The sequence below is a fragment of the Pseudomonas sp. B34(2017) genome, assembly GCF_002112915.1.
Classification (GTDB): Bacteria; Pseudomonadota; Gammaproteobacteria; order Pseudomonadales; family Pseudomonadaceae; genus Aquipseudomonas; species Aquipseudomonas pharyngis.
In genome coordinates, this window is the sequence record NZ_NEJA01000003.1 from 600,666 (window position 1) to 617,260 (window position 16,595).

18 protein-coding genes and 2 pseudogenes are annotated in these 16,595 nt (G+C 56.6%); 9 read left to right on the forward strand and 11 right to left on the reverse strand.

From position 1 onward, the window contains the following. Positions 1-11 precede the first annotated feature (11 nt). From CAF80_RS12455 to fba, 4 genes are all read left to right on the forward strand, one after another. Positions 12-1,175, forward strand: a complete 1,164-nt coding sequence (locus tag CAF80_RS12455) for a phosphoglycerate kinase (RefSeq protein ID WP_085667402.1) — start codon at positions 12-14, stop codon at positions 1,173-1,175. 34 nt (positions 1,176-1,209) lie between these two features. Continuing rightward, a complete protein-coding gene (locus CAF80_RS12460) occupies positions 1,210-1,431 on the forward strand; it encodes a hypothetical protein (protein WP_007959706.1) in 222 nt (73 codons plus the stop codon). Positions 1,432-1,488: 57 nt separating this feature from the next. Further along, entirely contained in the window at positions 1,489-1,821 is a 333-nt protein-coding gene (locus CAF80_RS12465; protein ID WP_085667403.1) for an MliC family protein, read from the forward strand. Between the two features lie 125 nt (positions 1,822-1,946). After that, on the forward strand, positions 1,947-3,011 hold the full coding sequence (fba, locus tag CAF80_RS12470; RefSeq protein ID WP_085667404.1) for a class II fructose-bisphosphate aldolase: 1,065 nt from the start codon (positions 1,947-1,949) through the stop codon (positions 3,009-3,011). A gap of 73 nt (positions 3,012-3,084) precedes the next feature. Here the strand turns inward: fba and CAF80_RS12475 are convergent, their stop codons facing one another. Together CAF80_RS12475 and CAF80_RS12480 are read right to left on the reverse strand one after the other, a co-directional pair. After that, the gene (locus CAF80_RS12475) at positions 3,085-4,284 is read right to left on the reverse strand and encodes a type II toxin-antitoxin system HipA family toxin (protein WP_085667405.1); all 1,200 of its coding nucleotides are present in this window, start codon (positions 4,282-4,284) and stop codon (positions 3,085-3,087) included. Beyond that, on the reverse strand, positions 4,281-4,532 hold the full coding sequence (locus CAF80_RS12480) for a helix-turn-helix domain-containing protein (protein WP_039767977.1): 252 nt from the start codon (positions 4,530-4,532) through the stop codon (positions 4,281-4,283). Before CAF80_RS12480 ends, CAF80_RS12475 begins: the two co-directional genes overlap by 4 nt. Before the next feature lie 87 nt (positions 4,533-4,619). On the opposite strand from CAF80_RS12480, the pseudogene CAF80_RS12485 reads away from it, so the two are divergent. Then, a pseudogene (locus CAF80_RS12485) lies at positions 4,620-4,898 on the forward strand (class II fructose-bisphosphate aldolase); the annotation flags it as partial. A gap of 332 nt (positions 4,899-5,230) precedes the next feature. Here the strand turns inward: CAF80_RS12485 and CAF80_RS28570 are convergent. From CAF80_RS28570 to CAF80_RS12510, 7 genes and pseudogenes are all read right to left on the reverse strand, one after another. Beyond that, entirely contained in the window at positions 5,231-5,437 is a 207-nt protein-coding gene (locus CAF80_RS28570) for a hypothetical protein (RefSeq protein WP_134334140.1), read from the reverse strand. Between the two features lie 337 nt (positions 5,438-5,774). After that, positions 5,775-6,284: a hypothetical protein gene (locus CAF80_RS28575; RefSeq protein WP_134334139.1), complete on the reverse strand. Its 510-nt coding sequence runs from the start codon at positions 6,282-6,284 to the stop codon at positions 5,775-5,777. Between the two features lie 232 nt (positions 6,285-6,516). Then, complete coding sequence (locus tag CAF80_RS12495; protein WP_074692086.1) at positions 6,517-6,960, reverse strand: hypothetical protein; 444 nt, start codon at positions 6,958-6,960, stop codon at positions 6,517-6,519. A 196-nt stretch (positions 6,961-7,156) separates the two neighbouring features. Then, positions 7,157-7,645 carry a hypothetical protein gene (locus CAF80_RS28580; RefSeq protein WP_139831670.1) on the reverse strand — a complete coding sequence of 163 codons (489 nt, stop codon included), beginning with the start codon at positions 7,643-7,645 and terminating at the stop codon, positions 7,157-7,159. 307 nt (positions 7,646-7,952) lie between these two features. After that, a pseudogene (locus CAF80_RS29070) lies at positions 7,953-8,042 on the reverse strand (transcriptional regulator); the annotation flags it as partial. 97 nt (positions 8,043-8,139) lie between these two features. Next, the gene (locus CAF80_RS12505; protein WP_074692089.1) at positions 8,140-8,499 is read right to left on the reverse strand and encodes a DUF6124 family protein; all 360 of its coding nucleotides are present in this window, start codon (positions 8,497-8,499) and stop codon (positions 8,140-8,142) included. Positions 8,500-8,865: 366 nt separating this feature from the next. Next, complete coding sequence (locus CAF80_RS12510; protein ID WP_011336318.1) at positions 8,866-9,534, reverse strand: polysaccharide lyase family 7 protein; 669 nt, start codon at positions 9,532-9,534, stop codon at positions 8,866-8,868. Between the two features lie 351 nt (positions 9,535-9,885). On the opposite strand from CAF80_RS12510, the gene CAF80_RS12515 reads away from it, so the two are divergent. The 3 genes from CAF80_RS12515 to CAF80_RS12525 are packed head-to-tail and all read left to right on the forward strand — an operon-like array spanning position 9,886 to position 12,863. Continuing rightward, positions 9,886-12,009, forward strand: coding sequence for a bifunctional diguanylate cyclase/phosphodiesterase (locus tag CAF80_RS12515; protein WP_074692094.1), 2,124 nt, complete (start codon positions 9,886-9,888; stop codon positions 12,007-12,009). 41 nt (positions 12,010-12,050) lie between these two features. Beyond that, positions 12,051-12,542 carry a M48 family metallopeptidase gene (locus tag CAF80_RS12520; protein WP_007959720.1) on the forward strand — a complete coding sequence of 164 codons (492 nt, stop codon included), beginning with the start codon at positions 12,051-12,053 and terminating at the stop codon, positions 12,540-12,542. Positions 12,543-12,566: 24 nt separating this feature from the next. After that, the gene (locus tag CAF80_RS12525; protein ID WP_007894945.1) at positions 12,567-12,863 is read left to right on the forward strand and encodes a helix-turn-helix domain-containing protein; all 297 of its coding nucleotides are present in this window, start codon (positions 12,567-12,569) and stop codon (positions 12,861-12,863) included. A 42-nt stretch (positions 12,864-12,905) separates the two neighbouring features. Here the strand turns inward: CAF80_RS12525 and CAF80_RS12530 are convergent, their stop codons facing one another. Beyond that, on the reverse strand, positions 12,906-13,358 hold the full coding sequence (locus CAF80_RS12530) for a GNAT family N-acetyltransferase (RefSeq protein ID WP_064599990.1): 453 nt from the start codon (positions 13,356-13,358) through the stop codon (positions 12,906-12,908). Positions 13,359-13,614: 256 nt separating this feature from the next. On the opposite strand from CAF80_RS12530, the gene CAF80_RS12535 reads away from it, so the two are divergent. After that, the gene (locus CAF80_RS12535; RefSeq protein WP_085667406.1) at positions 13,615-14,352 is read left to right on the forward strand and encodes an ABC transporter substrate-binding protein; all 738 of its coding nucleotides are present in this window, start codon (positions 13,615-13,617) and stop codon (positions 14,350-14,352) included. A gap of 6 nt (positions 14,353-14,358) precedes the next feature. On the opposite strand, the gene yccS is transcribed toward CAF80_RS12535, so the two are convergent. Then, positions 14,359-16,542, reverse strand: coding sequence for a YccS family putative transporter (gene yccS / locus CAF80_RS12540; RefSeq protein WP_085646936.1), 2,184 nt, complete (start codon positions 16,540-16,542; stop codon positions 14,359-14,361). Positions 16,543-16,595: the final 53 nt, after the last annotated feature.

Here is a 16,595-nt window from a genome sequence, read left to right on the forward strand (position 1 = left end):
AAGTGCGACCCATGACCGTGTTGAAGATGTCCGACCTCGATCTGCAAGGTAAGCGCGTATTGATCCGCGAAGACCTCAACGTCCCAGTCAAGGACGGTGTTGTCACCAGCGATGCGCGTATCCTGGCTTCGCTGCCGACCATCAAGCTGGCCCTGGAAAAAGGCGCGGCGGTGATGGTCTGCTCGCACCTGGGTCGTCCGACCGAAGGCGAATTCTCCGCCGAGAACAGCCTCAAGCCTGTCGCCGACTACCTGAGCAAGGCCCTGGGCCGCGAAGTGCCGCTGGTGGCCGACTACCTGGGCGGCGTTGACGTCAAGGCCGGCGACATCGTGCTGTTCGAAAACGTGCGCTTCAACACGGGCGAGAAAAAGAACGCTGACGAATTGGCCCAGCAATATGCCGCCCTGTGCGACGTGTTCGTGATGGACGCTTTCGGCACCGCGCACCGCGCCGAAGGTTCGACCCACGGCGTGGCCAAGTTCGCCAAAGTCGCCGCTGCCGGCCCGCTGCTCGCCGCTGAACTCGATGCACTGGGCAAAGCCCTGGGCGCCCCGGCCAAGCCTATGGCGGCCATCGTTGCCGGCTCCAAGGTCTCGACCAAACTCGACGTGCTGAACAGCCTGAGCCAGATCTGCGATCAACTGATCGTCGGCGGCGGCATCGCCAACACCTTCCTCGCTGCGGCCGGTCACCCGGTCGGCAAGTCGCTGTACGAGCCGGACCTGCTGGACACCGCGCGCGCCATCGCCGCCAAAGTCAGCGTGCCGCTGCCGGTCGACGTGGTGGTTGCCAAGGAATTTGCCGAAAGCGCTGAAGCGACCGTGAAACTGATCGCTGACGTTGCGGCTGACGACATGATTCTCGACATCGGCCCGCAAACCGCGGCCAACTTCGCCGAACTGCTGAAGTCGTCGAAAACCATCCTGTGGAACGGCCCGGTCGGCGTGTTCGAATTCGACCAGTTCGGCAACGGCACCAAAGTGCTGGCCGAAGCCATCGCCGAAAGCGCGGCGTTCTCGATTGCCGGCGGTGGCGACACCCTGGCGGCCATCGATAAATATGGCGTGGCTGAAAAGATCTCCTACATTTCCACCGGCGGTGGCGCGTTCCTCGAATTCGTCGAAGGCAAGGTGCTGCCGGCCGTTGAAGTCCTGGAAAGCCGGGCCAAGGCCTGAGGCCGCCCGATTGGCCAGGCAAAGGAGTGTTCAGATGGTCAAGTCGTTAGCGCTGTTGCTGCTGACCGGTACGCTGGCGGCCTGCGGGAGTAACCCGAAGGCCGAGCCGACACCGGCACCGGGCGAGGCCCAGAAAGGCTGCTACCAGGCCGACTGGCAGGCCGAAACCAACCCGGTGCTGAACAAGCGCTCGGGCCCGGACGGTCTGGACAAATACGAGACGCAAACCCCGGCCAAGGAACATGGTTGTCCTTGACCGGTCTGACTCTTTAACTCAGGGCCGGCGGCGTGCGCTGCCGGTCGAGGAACACGGATGAAAGGCTTGATCGCCGTTGCGGCGCTGGGATTGTTGGGTGGTTGCGCGCAGTGGAACCCGTTCCAGTCGTCCGCCCCTGTGGATAACTGGACCACCTGGACCTGCGACAGCCAGGCAAAGGTGCTGTGGCGCTACACCGATGCCGCCCGCAAGGAAGTCGATGTGCGTCTGGGCGGCGGTGATCAGGTCTATCGCCTGAAGGAAGAGCCGGGCGCCTCGGGCGCGCTGTACAGCGACGACATGCTGGCGTTTCACATCAAAGGTAATGAAGGCCTGGTTTACTGGGTCGCCACCAATGATTTGATCGGCCGGGGCTGCAAAGCCGAATAAAACAGAATTTGCTTTATCGAATCACCAGGCCGGGCCTCAACCCCCGATCTGCAATCACTTGAATAGCCGCCGCCGCTCCGGCAGGCTGGCACGATTAACGACCCAAACCGGGAGAGACACACACAATGGCACTTATCAGCATGCGCCAGATGCTGGACCACGCAGCCGAGTTCGGCTACGGCGTTCCAGCCTTCAACGTCAATAACCTTGAGCAGATGCGCGCCATCATGGAAGCCGCTGACAAGACTGACTCCCCGGTGATCGTTCAGGCTTCGGCCGGTGCCCGCAAATACGCCGGCGCCCCGTTCCTGCGTCACCTGATCCTGGCGGCAATCGAAGAATTCCCGCACATCCCGGTGTGCATGCACCAGGACCACGGCACCAGCCCTGACGTCTGCCAGCGCTCGATCCAGTTGGGCTTCAGCTCGGTCATGATGGACGGCTCCCTCGGTGAAGACGGCAAGACCCCGACCGACTACGACTACAACGTCCGCGTGACCCAACAAACCGTCGCCATGGCTCACGCCTGCGGCGTTTCGGTAGAAGGCGAGCTGGGCTGCCTGGGTTCGTTGGAAACCGGCATGGCCGGTGAAGAAGACGGCATCGGCGCCGAAGGCGTTCTGGATCACAGCCAGATGCTGACCGACCCGGAAGAAGCCGCTGACTTCGTCAAGAAGACTCAAGTTGATGCCCTGGCCATCGCCATCGGCACCAGCCACGGCGCCTACAAGTTCACCAAGCCACCTACCGGTGACGTGCTGGCGATCGACCGCATCAAGGAAATCCACAAACGCATCCCGAACACCCACCTGGTGATGCACGGTTCCTCGTCGGTGCCACAAGAGTGGCTGGCGATCATCAACCAGTACGGCGGCGACATCAAAGAAACCTACGGCGTACCGGTTGAAGAAATCGTCGAAGGCATCAAGCACGGCGTGCGCAAGGTCAACATCGACACCGACCTGCGTCTGGCATCCACCGGCGCCATGCGTCGCCTGATGGCCACCAACCCAAGCGAGTTCGACCCGCGTAAATTCTTCGGCGAAACCGTCAAGGCGATGCGCGATGTATGTATCGCTCGTTACGAAGCTTTCGGTACCGCCGGCAACGCTTCGAAGATCAAGCCGATCTCGCTGGAAAGCATGTATCAGCGTTATCTGAAGGGGGAGTTGAACGCCAAGGTCAATTGAGACTGGGTGTTGAGCTGATTTGAAAGAAACCCGCCGTGAGGCGGGTTTTTTGTGGGTGGCGATTTTGTGCGCGTCACCCAAAAGTCAGGGTGAATGGCGCTGCTGCCTGCTCAATGGCACTCACCACATGAGGCGCCTGTTCCCGATATTGTGGATAGCGCGCTAGTACCGCTTCAACCGAGGCAAGCAATCGCTGAATGCGCGCCCTCGGCTGCTCGATCTCACAGGTGTGGGCAAACTCCAGCAATCCCTGTCGCGAGGCAAACATCGACTTGTTGCCCGCCAGATCCAGAGCCAGCACATCCTCCGGAATATAAGCCGTGGTGTTGACGATGTCATAAGCCGGCGCCAGGCGCGCGTCGCGCTGAGTGGGTTCGGAGTAAAGCAATCCAAAGTTTTTCAAATGAGCGTCGCCATTCCCGACAATGCAGCTCAAGGCAACGCCATCGAAAAGTTGATCAAGTGATGCGCGTACATGCTCGGCCGGGCAGTACACACGGATGGCCTTGGCAATTGCCGCATAGCTTTTGCTGTACTTCTGGCTGGCCGACAACCCCATCAACACTGCCATGTCTTCAAAACCGATCGGGTTGAGCTGATCGTCGCGGTCAAAGCGGCGCATGACGAACAGCTTGGCATTATCGGAAATGTAAAACGGCGGAACGGGAATACCCGCTTCTTTCGCCATGGACATACAAAGGAATTCGTTGATTGCCAGACCGGGGAACTCGTCTCGGCCACTTTTGATAATCAAGTCTGAGGTTTTCGAGGTCACGCGGGGTAACGCGGCTTCCTGTTGTTCCGGAACCAGCAATTTTGGCTGAACACCCGAAATGCCTGCTCGCAGAATGTAACGATCCATCAGGCCGGCGAAAATATCTTCCGTGCCGTCCCACGTCAGAATCTCCTCAAGTTTTTCTCCTGGAAATTGTTGTTCTTCCAGCAAGGCATCAACCGTTTCAGAGCGCACTTGAACCCTGCCAATGGGAGAGGTGCTACCGGAGAGCGCCAGCAACAGCATCGGGTCGACATTCACGGTCTTGGCCAGGCGATTACGCAGTTGCTCCAGCACGTAGCCTTCCGGCAGGTTCATCTGAAAAACAGGGTGGAGCTCGCGTCGGCGAAACTCGTCATGCCGCACTGGCATCGACAGACTGATAGCCACATCTGGCAATGCATCGTCGTGATAACGGAACGTGAAGTCCTCGCCATCGCTGAAAAGCCTGCCACTATGCCCCTCTGGCGTACTGACTTTGAGAGAGGTCATCTTCATTCGAATAAATCCCCAAGCTCTTCAAGGGTTGGCATGGCGGCCGGGACGACAGCGAGTTCGCAATCCAGTGCACCGAGCACGCGCGCATAGGCGATCATGCCAACAGAAAGGGTGCCTTTTTCTACGGCGATGACCTTGTATCGTGTCAGCCCGGCGAGGTCGGCAAGCTGAGCTTGGGTCAGGCCTCGGCGAATACGCTTTTCGCGCAACTGGTCGCCAAGGCGAGCGATCAACAAAAAATAATCCATGTGCTGCTACCGGAACATAAATATATGAATGTTACGTTAGCACAACATTCTGGTAGGGGTAGTGTTTCGTAGGCTTACCGCAGACGGATCGTCGAAGGCATCAAGCACGGCGTGCGCAAGGTCAACATCGATACCGACCTGCGTCTGGCATCCACCGGCGCCATGGGTCGCCTGATGGCCACCAACCCGAGCGAATTCGACCCGCGTAAATTCTTCGGTGAAACCGTGAAGGCGATGCGCGATGTATGTATCGCTCGTTACGAAGCTTTCGGTACTGCCGGCAACGCTTCAAAGATCAAGCCGATCTCGCTGGAAAGCATGTATCAGCGTTATCTGAAGGGTGAGTTGAACGCCAAGGTCAATTGAGACTGGGTGTTTAGCTTAAGAAGCGGGTTTTCTTTTGCCTGGGTTTTATGTCGAGCTAATATTCTGCTGCGTGAAATGTCACCTATAACGGACAAAATCCAGACTGCCTTGGCCGAAGTCCGATATAGGTGACATATGAAACCGTCATTAGACGGCTTTGTGTTTGATAAGCGCGTTAGCACTTTGTGAAGTTAATGTTATAGGTTTTACCTACATTCGGCCCGCCGCGATCGACTCGAACCGTACCATTTAAATTGGAGCAACTCTCTTCAGGTGAACTCATGCTAATGGCGAGCATATTAAATTCAGGACCTCCGGCCTCTGCTTGCAGATTAAAATTTACGGCGGATCCATATGATGGGTTTTGATGAAAAAAAACTTCCAGCAACGTTAAAGTAAAGCCCAAAGTAAGCCATGCTAGCTTGACTTATGTTGCCTGTCTGTGGATCTGATGAATTGATTGTCAACGTGGCGTTGTGGCTCTCGCCGGCATCATATACACGTCCGTTATAAGTTCCATTCGGATCGATCTGGTCCATTTGTTTTTCCTTCATCTGTTGTGTAAAAAGGTGACGGATTAATTCTTTGTGGTAAATAAATCCGTCCCCAATTTTCCTCGAGCGTATTGCCGAGGCGATGACTCAAGCGTTGGCGAATCATCAGGCGCGAGTGAACGGAGAGTTGTTTGCTGATATGCAGCGGGAATGGGATGCGGGGCGGGTAGTGGCGTTGAATGACTCCGTCGGCTCAGGAATGAAACGAAAGCCAATCGGTACGACCCGTATTTGATACCTGTCGGCTGAGTTGAAACTAAAGTAAAGCGGGTGGGCAGATTTATTTAATCGATCAGCAGATAAATAAATCTGTCCCAATTTTTCATGTTTCTAAAGCAGGTCCCGCATCGACGATTAAAATAATTGCCGAAGTGGGAGGTTCTGCAGTTACAGTCCGTTGCGCGATGTCACTTTTGGAGCGTTGTATGGTGACTCTGCCAATTGTTTCTATTTCGTATGATAAATCTGCTAGCTCTGCTAGATCAGAGCCGGGGCCGAGTAAACCTTTTCGAACTATGAACTCAGCGCCGGGGGCGAACTTTAATGGGTGGCGTTTGCGGATGCCATAATATCCTTCGTCGTTCAGAATTAGTAAGTTATTATAGTGGAGTCTAGCATTTGAGAGCGGTTCATCATTGAAGGAAACACTTGAAATATCACGTACAAATACTATTTGCTTACGATTTGTAGTGCGTTCTACGATGCCTATTGTTTCAGTGTCTTCTTTGGTAACGTGAACTATTCCTTCTATTACATCGCCTTTAGTAGTCAGGACGGTTAATTCTGAGCCGCTTTCGATTTTAAATGCCAGTAAACTTCTTTTAAGGCCCATTTGCGTTATTCCTTTTGTGGGTGTGGAGGTGAAGTAAAGCGGGGGCAGATTTATTTAATCGATCAGCAGATAAATAAATCTGTCCCAATTTTTTTAATCGATCAGCAGATAAATAAATCTGTCCCAATTTTTCTATTTCTCTTCTCCATTTTGCTTTCAGCTCAATCGGTTGACTGCTGAGTAAGTGTCGTTCGAATCCGTTCTCTTTTGCTCCACTATTGAACCAGTTTGTCTAGGGGGTCTGGATTGTAAAAAAAAGAGACTTCATGGCATAAACAGTGTTATTTGCATTGTCTGTCACAGAGCCATAACATTCAATTAGGCCATTATCCAGTTTTTCCATGCTTGGAATTGCCATGAAGATCCTAACGTCGGCATTGTTGTAATTGCTGGGGAGTGTCCGCTGGTTGGTGAATGAGTTTGCAGTTATGCCTGTACTGTTATTGTCTGCGTTAAAGTCTATTACCATGCCCGGTTTAAATGGAATGGATCTTGGAAACAGAAAGGTACAGCCGCCTAGGAATTGATACTTATCGTATGGTTTGTTGTACAAGGTATAGGCTACATTGTTTATGTCCTTGGGTTTTACACCCATGATGGGTTCTGCTATTTCAGTTGTTGTGTCTGAATAGAAGTGTGTAAGTGGTTCGTCAACAATAATGTACGAGGTGGCCATGGAGAGCTTCCTTGTTTGTTCGAGTGATCACGCTATCTTTCAATGCTGGATTGTCAGATAGCGTTGTCCTGTTGCTATCATTGCGCTTGTGTGTGGCCCCGGAAATCATTGCCAGCAAACAGTCATGATGTTCGCGGTAATGCCGTTTTGGTTTTTAAGACAATATAGAGAAGTTTCAGGATGGATATCTAATTTTTTATCTGGCTAGGTGCAAAATAATTGCGATTTCTCGTGATAGTGAATGTTTATCAATGATGCTAGGAAAGTCAAATTCATAATCAACTGGCCTAATAAAATCGAAGTTCTCTACGTTCCACACTGATGGTAAGAGCACTCCATGCACTTCATGCACTGCAGGTTCAGGTTCAGGTTCAGGTTCACGTGCAGGTGCAGGTGGAAGTGGAGGATGCATTTGGAATGTACCGTCTGGATGTTTGTACCATCTGCTTAGTGCGAAGGAATTATTTAGTGATTCTTCAGTCAGTTTGAGTGATTTAATTTCCTCCATGTTGATTTTTATTGTTGATCCTGACTGGCTATCTTTGATTGATACGCTGTTATTAGCTTGATCGATGTTGTCTATTGCTCCGTCAATTACTTTTGTTTTTCCATTTTTGACTTGTACTGCGAGGATCTTGGATCCAGTGCTATAGATAATGCCGATTTTTTCGCTTCGAAATCCCATTTTCATGCTCCTTTACTTTCTTTCGTGGTGATGGATTCAGTTTGAGCGGTTTTTCTGCGCCTTGCACCTGTCAAATGTGACAGGTTTATAGTCTTGTTCGGAATTTGAAATTGGTTTTTTATAGTCTTTCTATATTTTGGTCTTTTTTTTGGAGGGGCTCGTTTTTTCAAGTTTGAGCAAATGACGTTTGTCAGGAATCGCTTTTTGACCGAGAGTTGTTCGAAATGGTGGCGGGTTAATTAAAAGTGAAAGGTGACAAAGAGAAATGGGTCTCCCATTAGCCGATCTCCAGTCAAGTTAATGGGCGCTCGGCCAGTTGTACTTGCGTCAGGCCGCGAGCTATACGTTTTTCGCGTAGTTGAGTACCTAGACGGCTGATCAATAGGACGTAGTCCATATTCCGCTACCGCAACATTTGAATATTCATGTGGTGTAAACACAACATTTCATTCCGAGAAACCCGCTGTGAAGCGGGTTTTTTTAGATAGACCGGATTATTTCGGCTCTACGTGATCCAGCGCTTGATTTACCGCCAGTTCTCCAAGCATCACCAGTTGCGCAATGCCTATAGCGGTTTTGCGGTCGGTGGGAGGGAGAGTGGCGGCGAAGTTGTTGAGCATTTCGCTGGCGGAGCCGAGGGTTTCGCTGGCGTTGGCCAGCAGGGATTCGGTGTTGTAGGCGGGGTTGGCGAAGTACATGCGGTCGGGTTCGTTGACCGTGGCCATGATGCGGGCGCCGGGGCAGAGGTAGTGGTCGAGGGCGCGTTCGGCGGCTTCGTTGAGTTTTTTGGAATCGAGGGATTCGTAGGGGGAGGCCAGATCGGTTTCTGGCGGGTTCGGCGTAATTTTGAACATATGCTGAAAACTCCTGTAAGGAGCTGCTTGTCCTTCCCTACTAAAAGAAGGGTGGCAGCTGTGCGCAGGTTAGTAGACCGGGGAGTATTCAGCATTGACCGGCGCGCCGAAGCGCCCTGCGCACAGCCACCATCACAGTCAGACTGGAATGTCTGATAGACAGCGCGTTGCACGTAGCTGAAAACACCACGGGCTACTAAACCCGATCACTGCGAATCAGTGACCGGAATCAAGTTACCGATGGCCCTCCAGGCGCACAAGCCGGCGGATTCTGGCGTACCGGTAGGCAGCGACGCAAGCCGTTGTAGGCTTCAGGAAGTAACGCGAACCGTCTTTAAACAGAAGCCTTAAACGGTCGCGTGGCTACTATTTATCGTGATCAATATCCAGCTTGCTGAACGTCACCTGCCCACCCTCGCTGGTGTACCCGGTGTTGTCCTGCACATACACACCCGCCTTGAAATACAGCGGTTTGTTGCGCCACGTCGCGCTGATCTGCGAATCCCACTGATACCCGGCCGCACTCACGCCCAGCGCGCCGCCGGGGCTCAGGTGAATGAGGTAGTTGAACTCGCGATTGAGTTTGATCCCGGTGGCGAGGGTGATGACGCGGCTTTCGTCCTGATCCGGATGGGTGCGCAGTTTGATCACCAGGTTGCCGGTCTCGGTTTTTTCTTTGTATTGGTATTCAAGCTTGAGCATCGGCTTCTGGCTTTCATAGGCGTGGATCTGGCCGATGACGATCTTGCCGGAACTGGGCACCTTGTTGACCGAGAGGGTCGCGCGCAGCAGGTTGTCGGCGTCGGGGTAATACCAGTTGCGCAATGTTCCGTTGCTGTAGGTCTCGCGCAGTTCGGTACGCGGATAAATGGCGTTCTCGGTTTTCGAACCGGTCACCGGGGACCAGAAAAACAGGGTGCCGGTGTCGGAATGGAAGTACTGATCCTTGAAGCCGTTCACCAGTTTGGAGGTTTCGACGGTGTAGGGCGGGCTGCCAACGGGAACGCTGAGGTTCCAGGTTGCGAGGTCGATCATGTCGGTTCTTCCACTCTGTTGCTGTTGCACGCGCGTGCCAGAAGCTCTAGCCCGCGCCTCTTGGGGGCGGCCTTTATAAGCGTAGAGGGATTTTTTGTTAACGGCCGTCTGGCGGATGATTGGCGTCAACATCCTGTCGAAATGCCATCTTTCCCGGTTTTCGGGGGCTTCAGCGGTGACCGTTAGTCGGCTGCCTGCTGGTTTGTTTAAATGATGGCTGGATGACAGCTATTGCTTTTACAGATCCCGGACTAGAGTGAAGACTCGGTGACTGTACGGTTTTCACGAGAAGCCGCCCGGAACACTGACCCGAAATGCCCCGACACGAGTTGTCCCGACAAGAGAAGCAGCATGGAATGCGCGCAACCCCAGCCAGGTGAAGGCAGCTCAGTCCTTTTGATCGTCGATGATTACCCTGAAAACCTGATCAGCATGCGCGCGTTGCTGCAGCGCCAGGACTGGCAGGTATTGACCGCCGCTTCCGGTTACGAAGCCCTCAACCTGTTGCTCGAACACGACATCGACCTGGTGCTGCTGGATGTGCAGATGCCGGGCATGGACGGTTTCGAAGTCGCGCGGCTGATGCGCGGCAGCCAGCGCACGCGCCTGACCCCGATCATTTTCCTCACCGCCAACGAGCAATCCCAGGACGCCGTGATCAAGGGTTATGCCAGCGGTGCGGTGGATTACCTGTTCAAACCCTTCGATCCGCAGATTCTCAAGCCGAAAGTCCAGGCGCTGCTGGAACACCAGCGCAATCGCCGGGCCTTGCAGCGCTTGAGTCAGGATCTGGAATCGGCGCGGGCCTTCAATGCCTCGGTGCTGGATAACGCCGCCGAAGGCATTCTGGTGTTGGGCGAGGATGGTTTGATCCGCTTCGCCAACCCGGCGATTTCCCGGTTGCTCAATGCGCCGGTGAAGGAGCTGGAAGGGCAGGAGTTTCTCGATTATCTGCAGAAACCGCACATTCCGCTGTGGGCCGATTCCGAGTTTTACGCCGGTTACAAACGTGGCGAGACGTTGCGCCTACACGATGCGTCGCTACGCACCGCACCGGGGCAGCAGGTGCCGGTGGCCTTGTCCTGTGCGCCGCTGCCGAGTGAACAGCACGCGATGGTGGTGACGGTGCTGGACATGTCGGTGGTGCGTCATCTGCATCAACAGCTGGAATTTCAGGCCGTCACCGACCCGCTGACCGGGCTGCTCAATCGTCGGGGTTTTTACCAGACCGTTGAAAACCTGCTGCTGCGCGGCGAGCGCACCGACAGCAGTTGGGTGCTGATGTACCTCGATCTCGACGGCTTCAAAAGGGTCAACGATTCCCTCGGCCATGATGCCGGGGACCGGGTGTTGCGCTGGGTCTCGGAACAACTGAAAGCCTGCCTGCGGCCGTTCGATATTCTGGCGCGGATGGGCGGCGATGAATTCACCGCGCTGCTGGATCTGGAATTCCCCGAGCAAGCGGCGAAGATTGCTGAAAAACTCATAGAGCGGGTGTCGATCTGTCAGCAGATTGAAGGGCTGGATATTGCGCTGGGTGCGAGTATCGGCATCGCCACTTACCCGGATTGCGGCAACAACCTTGACGGTTTGCTGCGCGCCTCGGACATCGCCATGTACGAGGCCAAGCGTGCCGGGCGTCAGCAATATCGTTTCTACGATCATGAAATGAACGGCCGCGCGCGGTCGCGGCTGATGCTGGAAGAAAGCGTGCGTAATGCCATCGAGAACCGCGATTTCAATCTGGTGTATCAGCCGCAGGTGGCCATTGGCGATGGTCGCGTTCGTGGTTTCGAGGCGTTGCTGCGCTGGCAGCACCCGAGTGTCGGCGACGTGCCGCCGGGGTTGTTCCTGCCGTTGCTGGAGGAGGCGACGTTGATCAGCCGCCTCGGCAGCTGGATCTATCATCGCAGCGCCGGGCAGCGTAAGGCGTGGGAGGCCGAGTTCTCCAGGGATCTGGTGATCGGCGTGAGCCTGAGCAACACTCAGTTCGGCCTGCCGAATCTGGTGACCGAATTGCGCCAGGTGCTGGAGCGCCATGGTTTGCAGCCGCACCAGATGGAAGTGGAAGTCACCGAAGAGGCGCTGACGATCAACCCGGACGAGACCCGCAAGCAGCTGAAGCTGCTGCGCAATCTCGGGGTGCGGGTGGCGCTGGATGATTTCGGTTCCGGAGCCTGCTCGCTGGCGCATCTGCGCGATCTGGAACTGGACACTCTCAAGCTCGATCGCCACCTGATCGCCCGATTGCCGGACTCGTCCCGCGACGCTTCGCTGGTGCGCACGGTCATCGACCTGTGCAAGGAATACGGCTTGCTGGTGATTGCCGAAGGCGTGGAAACCGTCGAGCAATACCAGTGGCTGCAAGCCCATGGTTGTCAGTACGTGCAAGGCTTTCTGGTGGCGCGGCCGTTGGTCGCCGAGGACACCGCACGCTTTACCGAGCCGTTCGACTGGAGCGCGTTGGCCGGTTGAATTCGCTACACTGGCGGCCTTTTCATGACCCGTGCCGCCCCATGACTGCGTTGAAATACCTCCAGGCCTATCCCGCGAATCTGCAGGATCAGGTGCGCCAATTGATCGCCGACAACCGCCTCGGTGATTACCTGAGCCAACGCTATCCGGGCCGCCACGATGTGCAGAGCGACAAGGCGTTGTACGGCTACGCGCTGGACCTGAAGCAGGAATACCTGCGCAACGCCCCGGCCATTGACAAGGTGCTGTTCGACAACCGCCTCGACCTGACCCATCGCGCCCTCGGCCTGCACACCACGGTCTCGCGGGTGCAGGGCGGCAAGCTCAAGGCCAAGAAAGAGATCCGCATCGCCTCGCTGTTCAAGGACGCCGCGCCGGAGTTTTTGAAGATGATCGTCGTGCACGAGCTGGCGCACTTCAAGGAGTCGGATCACAACAAGGCGTTCTATAAGTTATGTGAGCACATGCTGCCGGGTTACCACCAGGTCGAGTTCGACCTGCGGGTGTATCTGACCTGGCGGGACATGCAATAAGACATCAAACAACGGAGCGCATGCATGGACGTGAGCAAGACCAAGAGCAGTTTCTACCGGCGCTTGTACGTGGCGTACCTGATCGACAGCGGCCTGGCCAGCAGCGTGCCGGCGTTGACCGAGGTCACCGGCATGCCCCGGCGTACGGCGCAGGACACGATTGCGGCGCTGGCGGATCTGGATATCGTCTGTGAGTTCGAACAGGAGGAGGGCGCGCGCAATCATGCGGGGCGCTATCGGATTCGGGAGTGGGGGGCGATCGATCGGGGGTGGATCGAGCGGAATTTGCGGCAGATCAAGGCTGTTCTCGAGTATCCCTGACTTCAGCAGTCCCTTCGCGGGCAAGCCCGCGAAGGGGAAATCTCAAGACCGACGCATTCCTATGTGCGGAATGTCATCCTCAAGATATTCCTCACCCGCCACCACAAACCCATACCGCCCGTAATACCCCTGCAAATGCGCCTGGGCCGACAGATAGATCGGCACTTCAGGCCAACGCTTCTGCGCCTGTTTCAGCGCCTGTTCCATCATTTCATGCCCCAACCCTTTGCCACGCCCGGCCGGCGCGGTCAGCACGCGGCCGATCACCACGTCGCCACCCTGGGATTCCGGATCCAGCAGGCGCAGGTACGCCACCAGTTGATCATCGTCCCAGCCCATCAAATGGCAGGTGTCACCGTCCAGATCCTGACCGTCCGGATCCAGGTACGCGCAGCGCTGTTCGACCACGAACACTTCCGAGCGCAATTTCAAAATGGCGTACAGCTGCTCCAGTCCCAGATCGCTGTGATGTTTGCAGACCCACTCGATTGTCATCTTCCGATTCCTTGAACAACGTCGCCCGATACTAAGCGCCCCGCCGAAATATGTCTGTATGGCTGAGAAATCTGTGACAAAGGCCAAAATGCCATCATTCCAATATCGCGGCTCGCCGTACTTTGTGTAATCTGCTGGGAAGCACTGTGCAATGGCTTCAATGAGCTAAGGTTAGGGCCTGGGATTCGCCGGTAAGGGGCCTTGGGGTTTTGACTGAAAACACGCCGGGCGGCCCGCCCGCTAAGGATTTTCAACCATGCCGCGATTGCATCGAGCCTTTGCTTTGATCGGATTGCTGTTGCTGGGTCAAAGCGCGGCAGCGGAGAAATTGCGTCTGGTGTTCGACGTCTGGCCGCCCTTTACCGATGACACGCTGGTCAACGGTGGGCTGGCGACCGACATCGTCAGCACGGCCCTGGCCCGTGCCGGTTATGCCAGCGGTTATGAGCAGGTGCCGTGGGCGCGGGCGTTGCTGGGTGTTGGCGAAGGTCGTTACGACGTGCTGGTCAACGCCTGGTACAACGACGAGCGCACGAAGATCGGGCAGTTTTCCGCCGAGTACCTGCTCAATCGCGTGCGCTTCCTCAAGCGCAAAGACGCGCCCATCGAATACAACAACCTGCAGGAACTGCACACCTATCCGGTTGCGGTAGTGCGCGGCTACGCCTATTCGGCGCCGTTCGATGCCGACACCGCGTTGCAGAAAGTCCCTGTGCATAACTTCGCCATGGCCGTGCGCATGCTCGCGGCGGACCGGGTCAAGCTGACTCTGGAAGACGAATACGTGGCCCGCTATTACCTGGCCCGGGAGTCACCGAAAGTGCGCAACGCGGTGGAGTTTCTGCCCAAGCCGCTGAGCGAGAACAGCCTGCATATTCTGGTCAGCCTGAAGAACCCGCAGCACGAACAGATCGTGGCCGGGTTCGACAAGGCGATTGCATCGATGAAGGCCGATGGCAGCTATGACAAGTTGCTCAGGCAGCACGGCATGTGAGGCGGCTCAATCTTCGGCTGTGTCCTTGATCAGGTGCGCCGCCAGCGTGCGCAACGGCCCGAGCTGGCGGCAGATCAGCGCCAGTTGCGTCTGCACCAGCCGCTGGCCTTCGTCGATTTCGTCCGGCATCTGCTCAAGCTCATTGGCCAGCGCCTCTTCCTCATCGCTCTGAATCGCAATCGGCTGTTTGCTCGCCAGACCTTGGGCGATCTCATCGATGCTCGACGCCAGACTCACCCCGGCGCCGTCGATCAAATGTTCGCGCACCTCGGCCGGCAACTGGGTTTCGCGGTGCGCGCCGAGGCCTGACAAATAGCTGAGCAAGGTGTGCGATAGCACCAGGAAGCGGAAGCCCACGTCGGCTTCCTTCCGGAAATGCCCCGGCTCCATCAGCATGTTCGCCAACGTTGTTGATAGTGCGGCGTCGGCGTTGTGCGCGTTGCGCCGGGCCAGGCGATAGGCGAGGTCGTCGCTCTTGCCGGCGGCGTATTGCTGCATGATCTGGCGCAGGTAGATGCTGTTGCAGGTGAGGGTGTTGGCCAGCACTTTGTTCAAGCGCCGACCCTGCCAGTCCGGCAGAAACAGGAACACCGCCAGTCCCGCGATCAGGCTGCCGAGCAAGGTATCGAATAGCCTCGGCACAAACAGCCCGTAGCCATCGCCGACCTGGTTGAAGCAGAACAGCACCATGATCGTGATCGCGGCGGTCGCCACGGTGTAGCGGGTGGTGCGGTTGGTAAAGAACACCACGCCGGCGGCGATGGCGAAGCACGACTGCACCAGCGGGCTTGGAAACAGATCGAACAGTGCCCAGGCAATCGTCAGACCGATCGCCGTGCCGAAAATCCGCTGGCCGAGTTTGCGTCGGGTGGCGCCGTAGTTAGGCTGGCAGACGAACAGCGTGGTGAGGATGATCCAGTAGCCTTGCGACGGGTGTATCAGGTGCACCATGCCGTAGCCGATGCTCAACGCCAGCGGCAAGCGCAGGGCATGGCGGAACAGCAGCGAGGTCGGCGTCAGCTGCGTGCGCAGACGAATCCACACGTCCTTGAAGTTGCGCGGCGAGCGGTCGAGCAGGCTGCTGTCGGTGGCATCGGCCAGGGCATCGGGGTTGCTGGCATCGCTGAGCAAACGGTCGAGGGTGCCGAGGTTGGCCGCCAGTGCCCGCAGTGAGCGGAGCAGGCCACGCCAGGCCGGGTTGCTCTGGATGCGCAGGTGTTCGAGGGATGCGTGCAGGTCGCTCAGGGCTTCGGCGAAACTCGCGTCGTAGATGAACGGCTGACGCATCTGGATCGACTCGGCCAGCGCCCGGCAGGCCTTGCCTTGCTGGCGCAGCAGGCGCTGGCAGCGGAACAAGACATCGCTGTGGAAGAACGCATCGGCCAGGGCGTTGTAGGGATAGTGCGAAGAGCTGGCGCGTTCGTGAATGTCTTGCGCCAGGAAGTACAGCTTCAGGTAACGGCTGACTTTCGAGCCCGGACGACCGTTGCCGACCCGGTGCAGGATGATTTCCTTGGCGCTGTTCAGGGCTGCGACGACCCGGCCATTCTGCTGGGCCAGTTCCAGTCGCCGCGCCTCTACGTCCATCTGACGGATCGGCTCGAACAGCGAGGATTTCAGCTTCAGGTAATAGCCGAGTTCGCGGAACAGCCGCGCCAGACTCTGCTGCACCGGCTGATTGGAAAACATCGCCTGCCACAGCACCGACAGCAGGCCGTACCACGCGGCACCGGCCACCAGCAGCATTGGCTCATGCCAGAAATCCGTGACCGCGCCACCGCGCTGATCCACGCCGATCATGGTGTAGACGGAGAGAATCAGGGTCGCCGAAGCAATCGCCCCGTAACGTTCGCCGAGCGCGCCGAGCATGGTCAGGCTGAAACTGGCCAGTGCCAACGCAATCACGAACACGATGGGGTAGGGGAACAGCAATTCCACGGACAGCGCCGCGACGCTGAAGCACACCAGCGTCACCGCCAGTGCGTTGAGGCGGCCCTGCCAACTGTCGTCGGTCTCGGCCAGGGCGCTGGCGATGATCCCGAGAAACAGCGGGATCAGCAGCCCCATTTCATCCTGATACCAGCACAGCGCCATGCTGCCGGTCAGGGCGATGAACACCCGCACGCTGTAGCTGAATTTATCCAGCGCCCACAGGCGCCGCAAAGACTGACGAAACGAGGTCGAGGACATGAAGTGCGAAGGCCTTCCGAGGCGATGCCGCTAAATTGAGCCAGTAATGACGC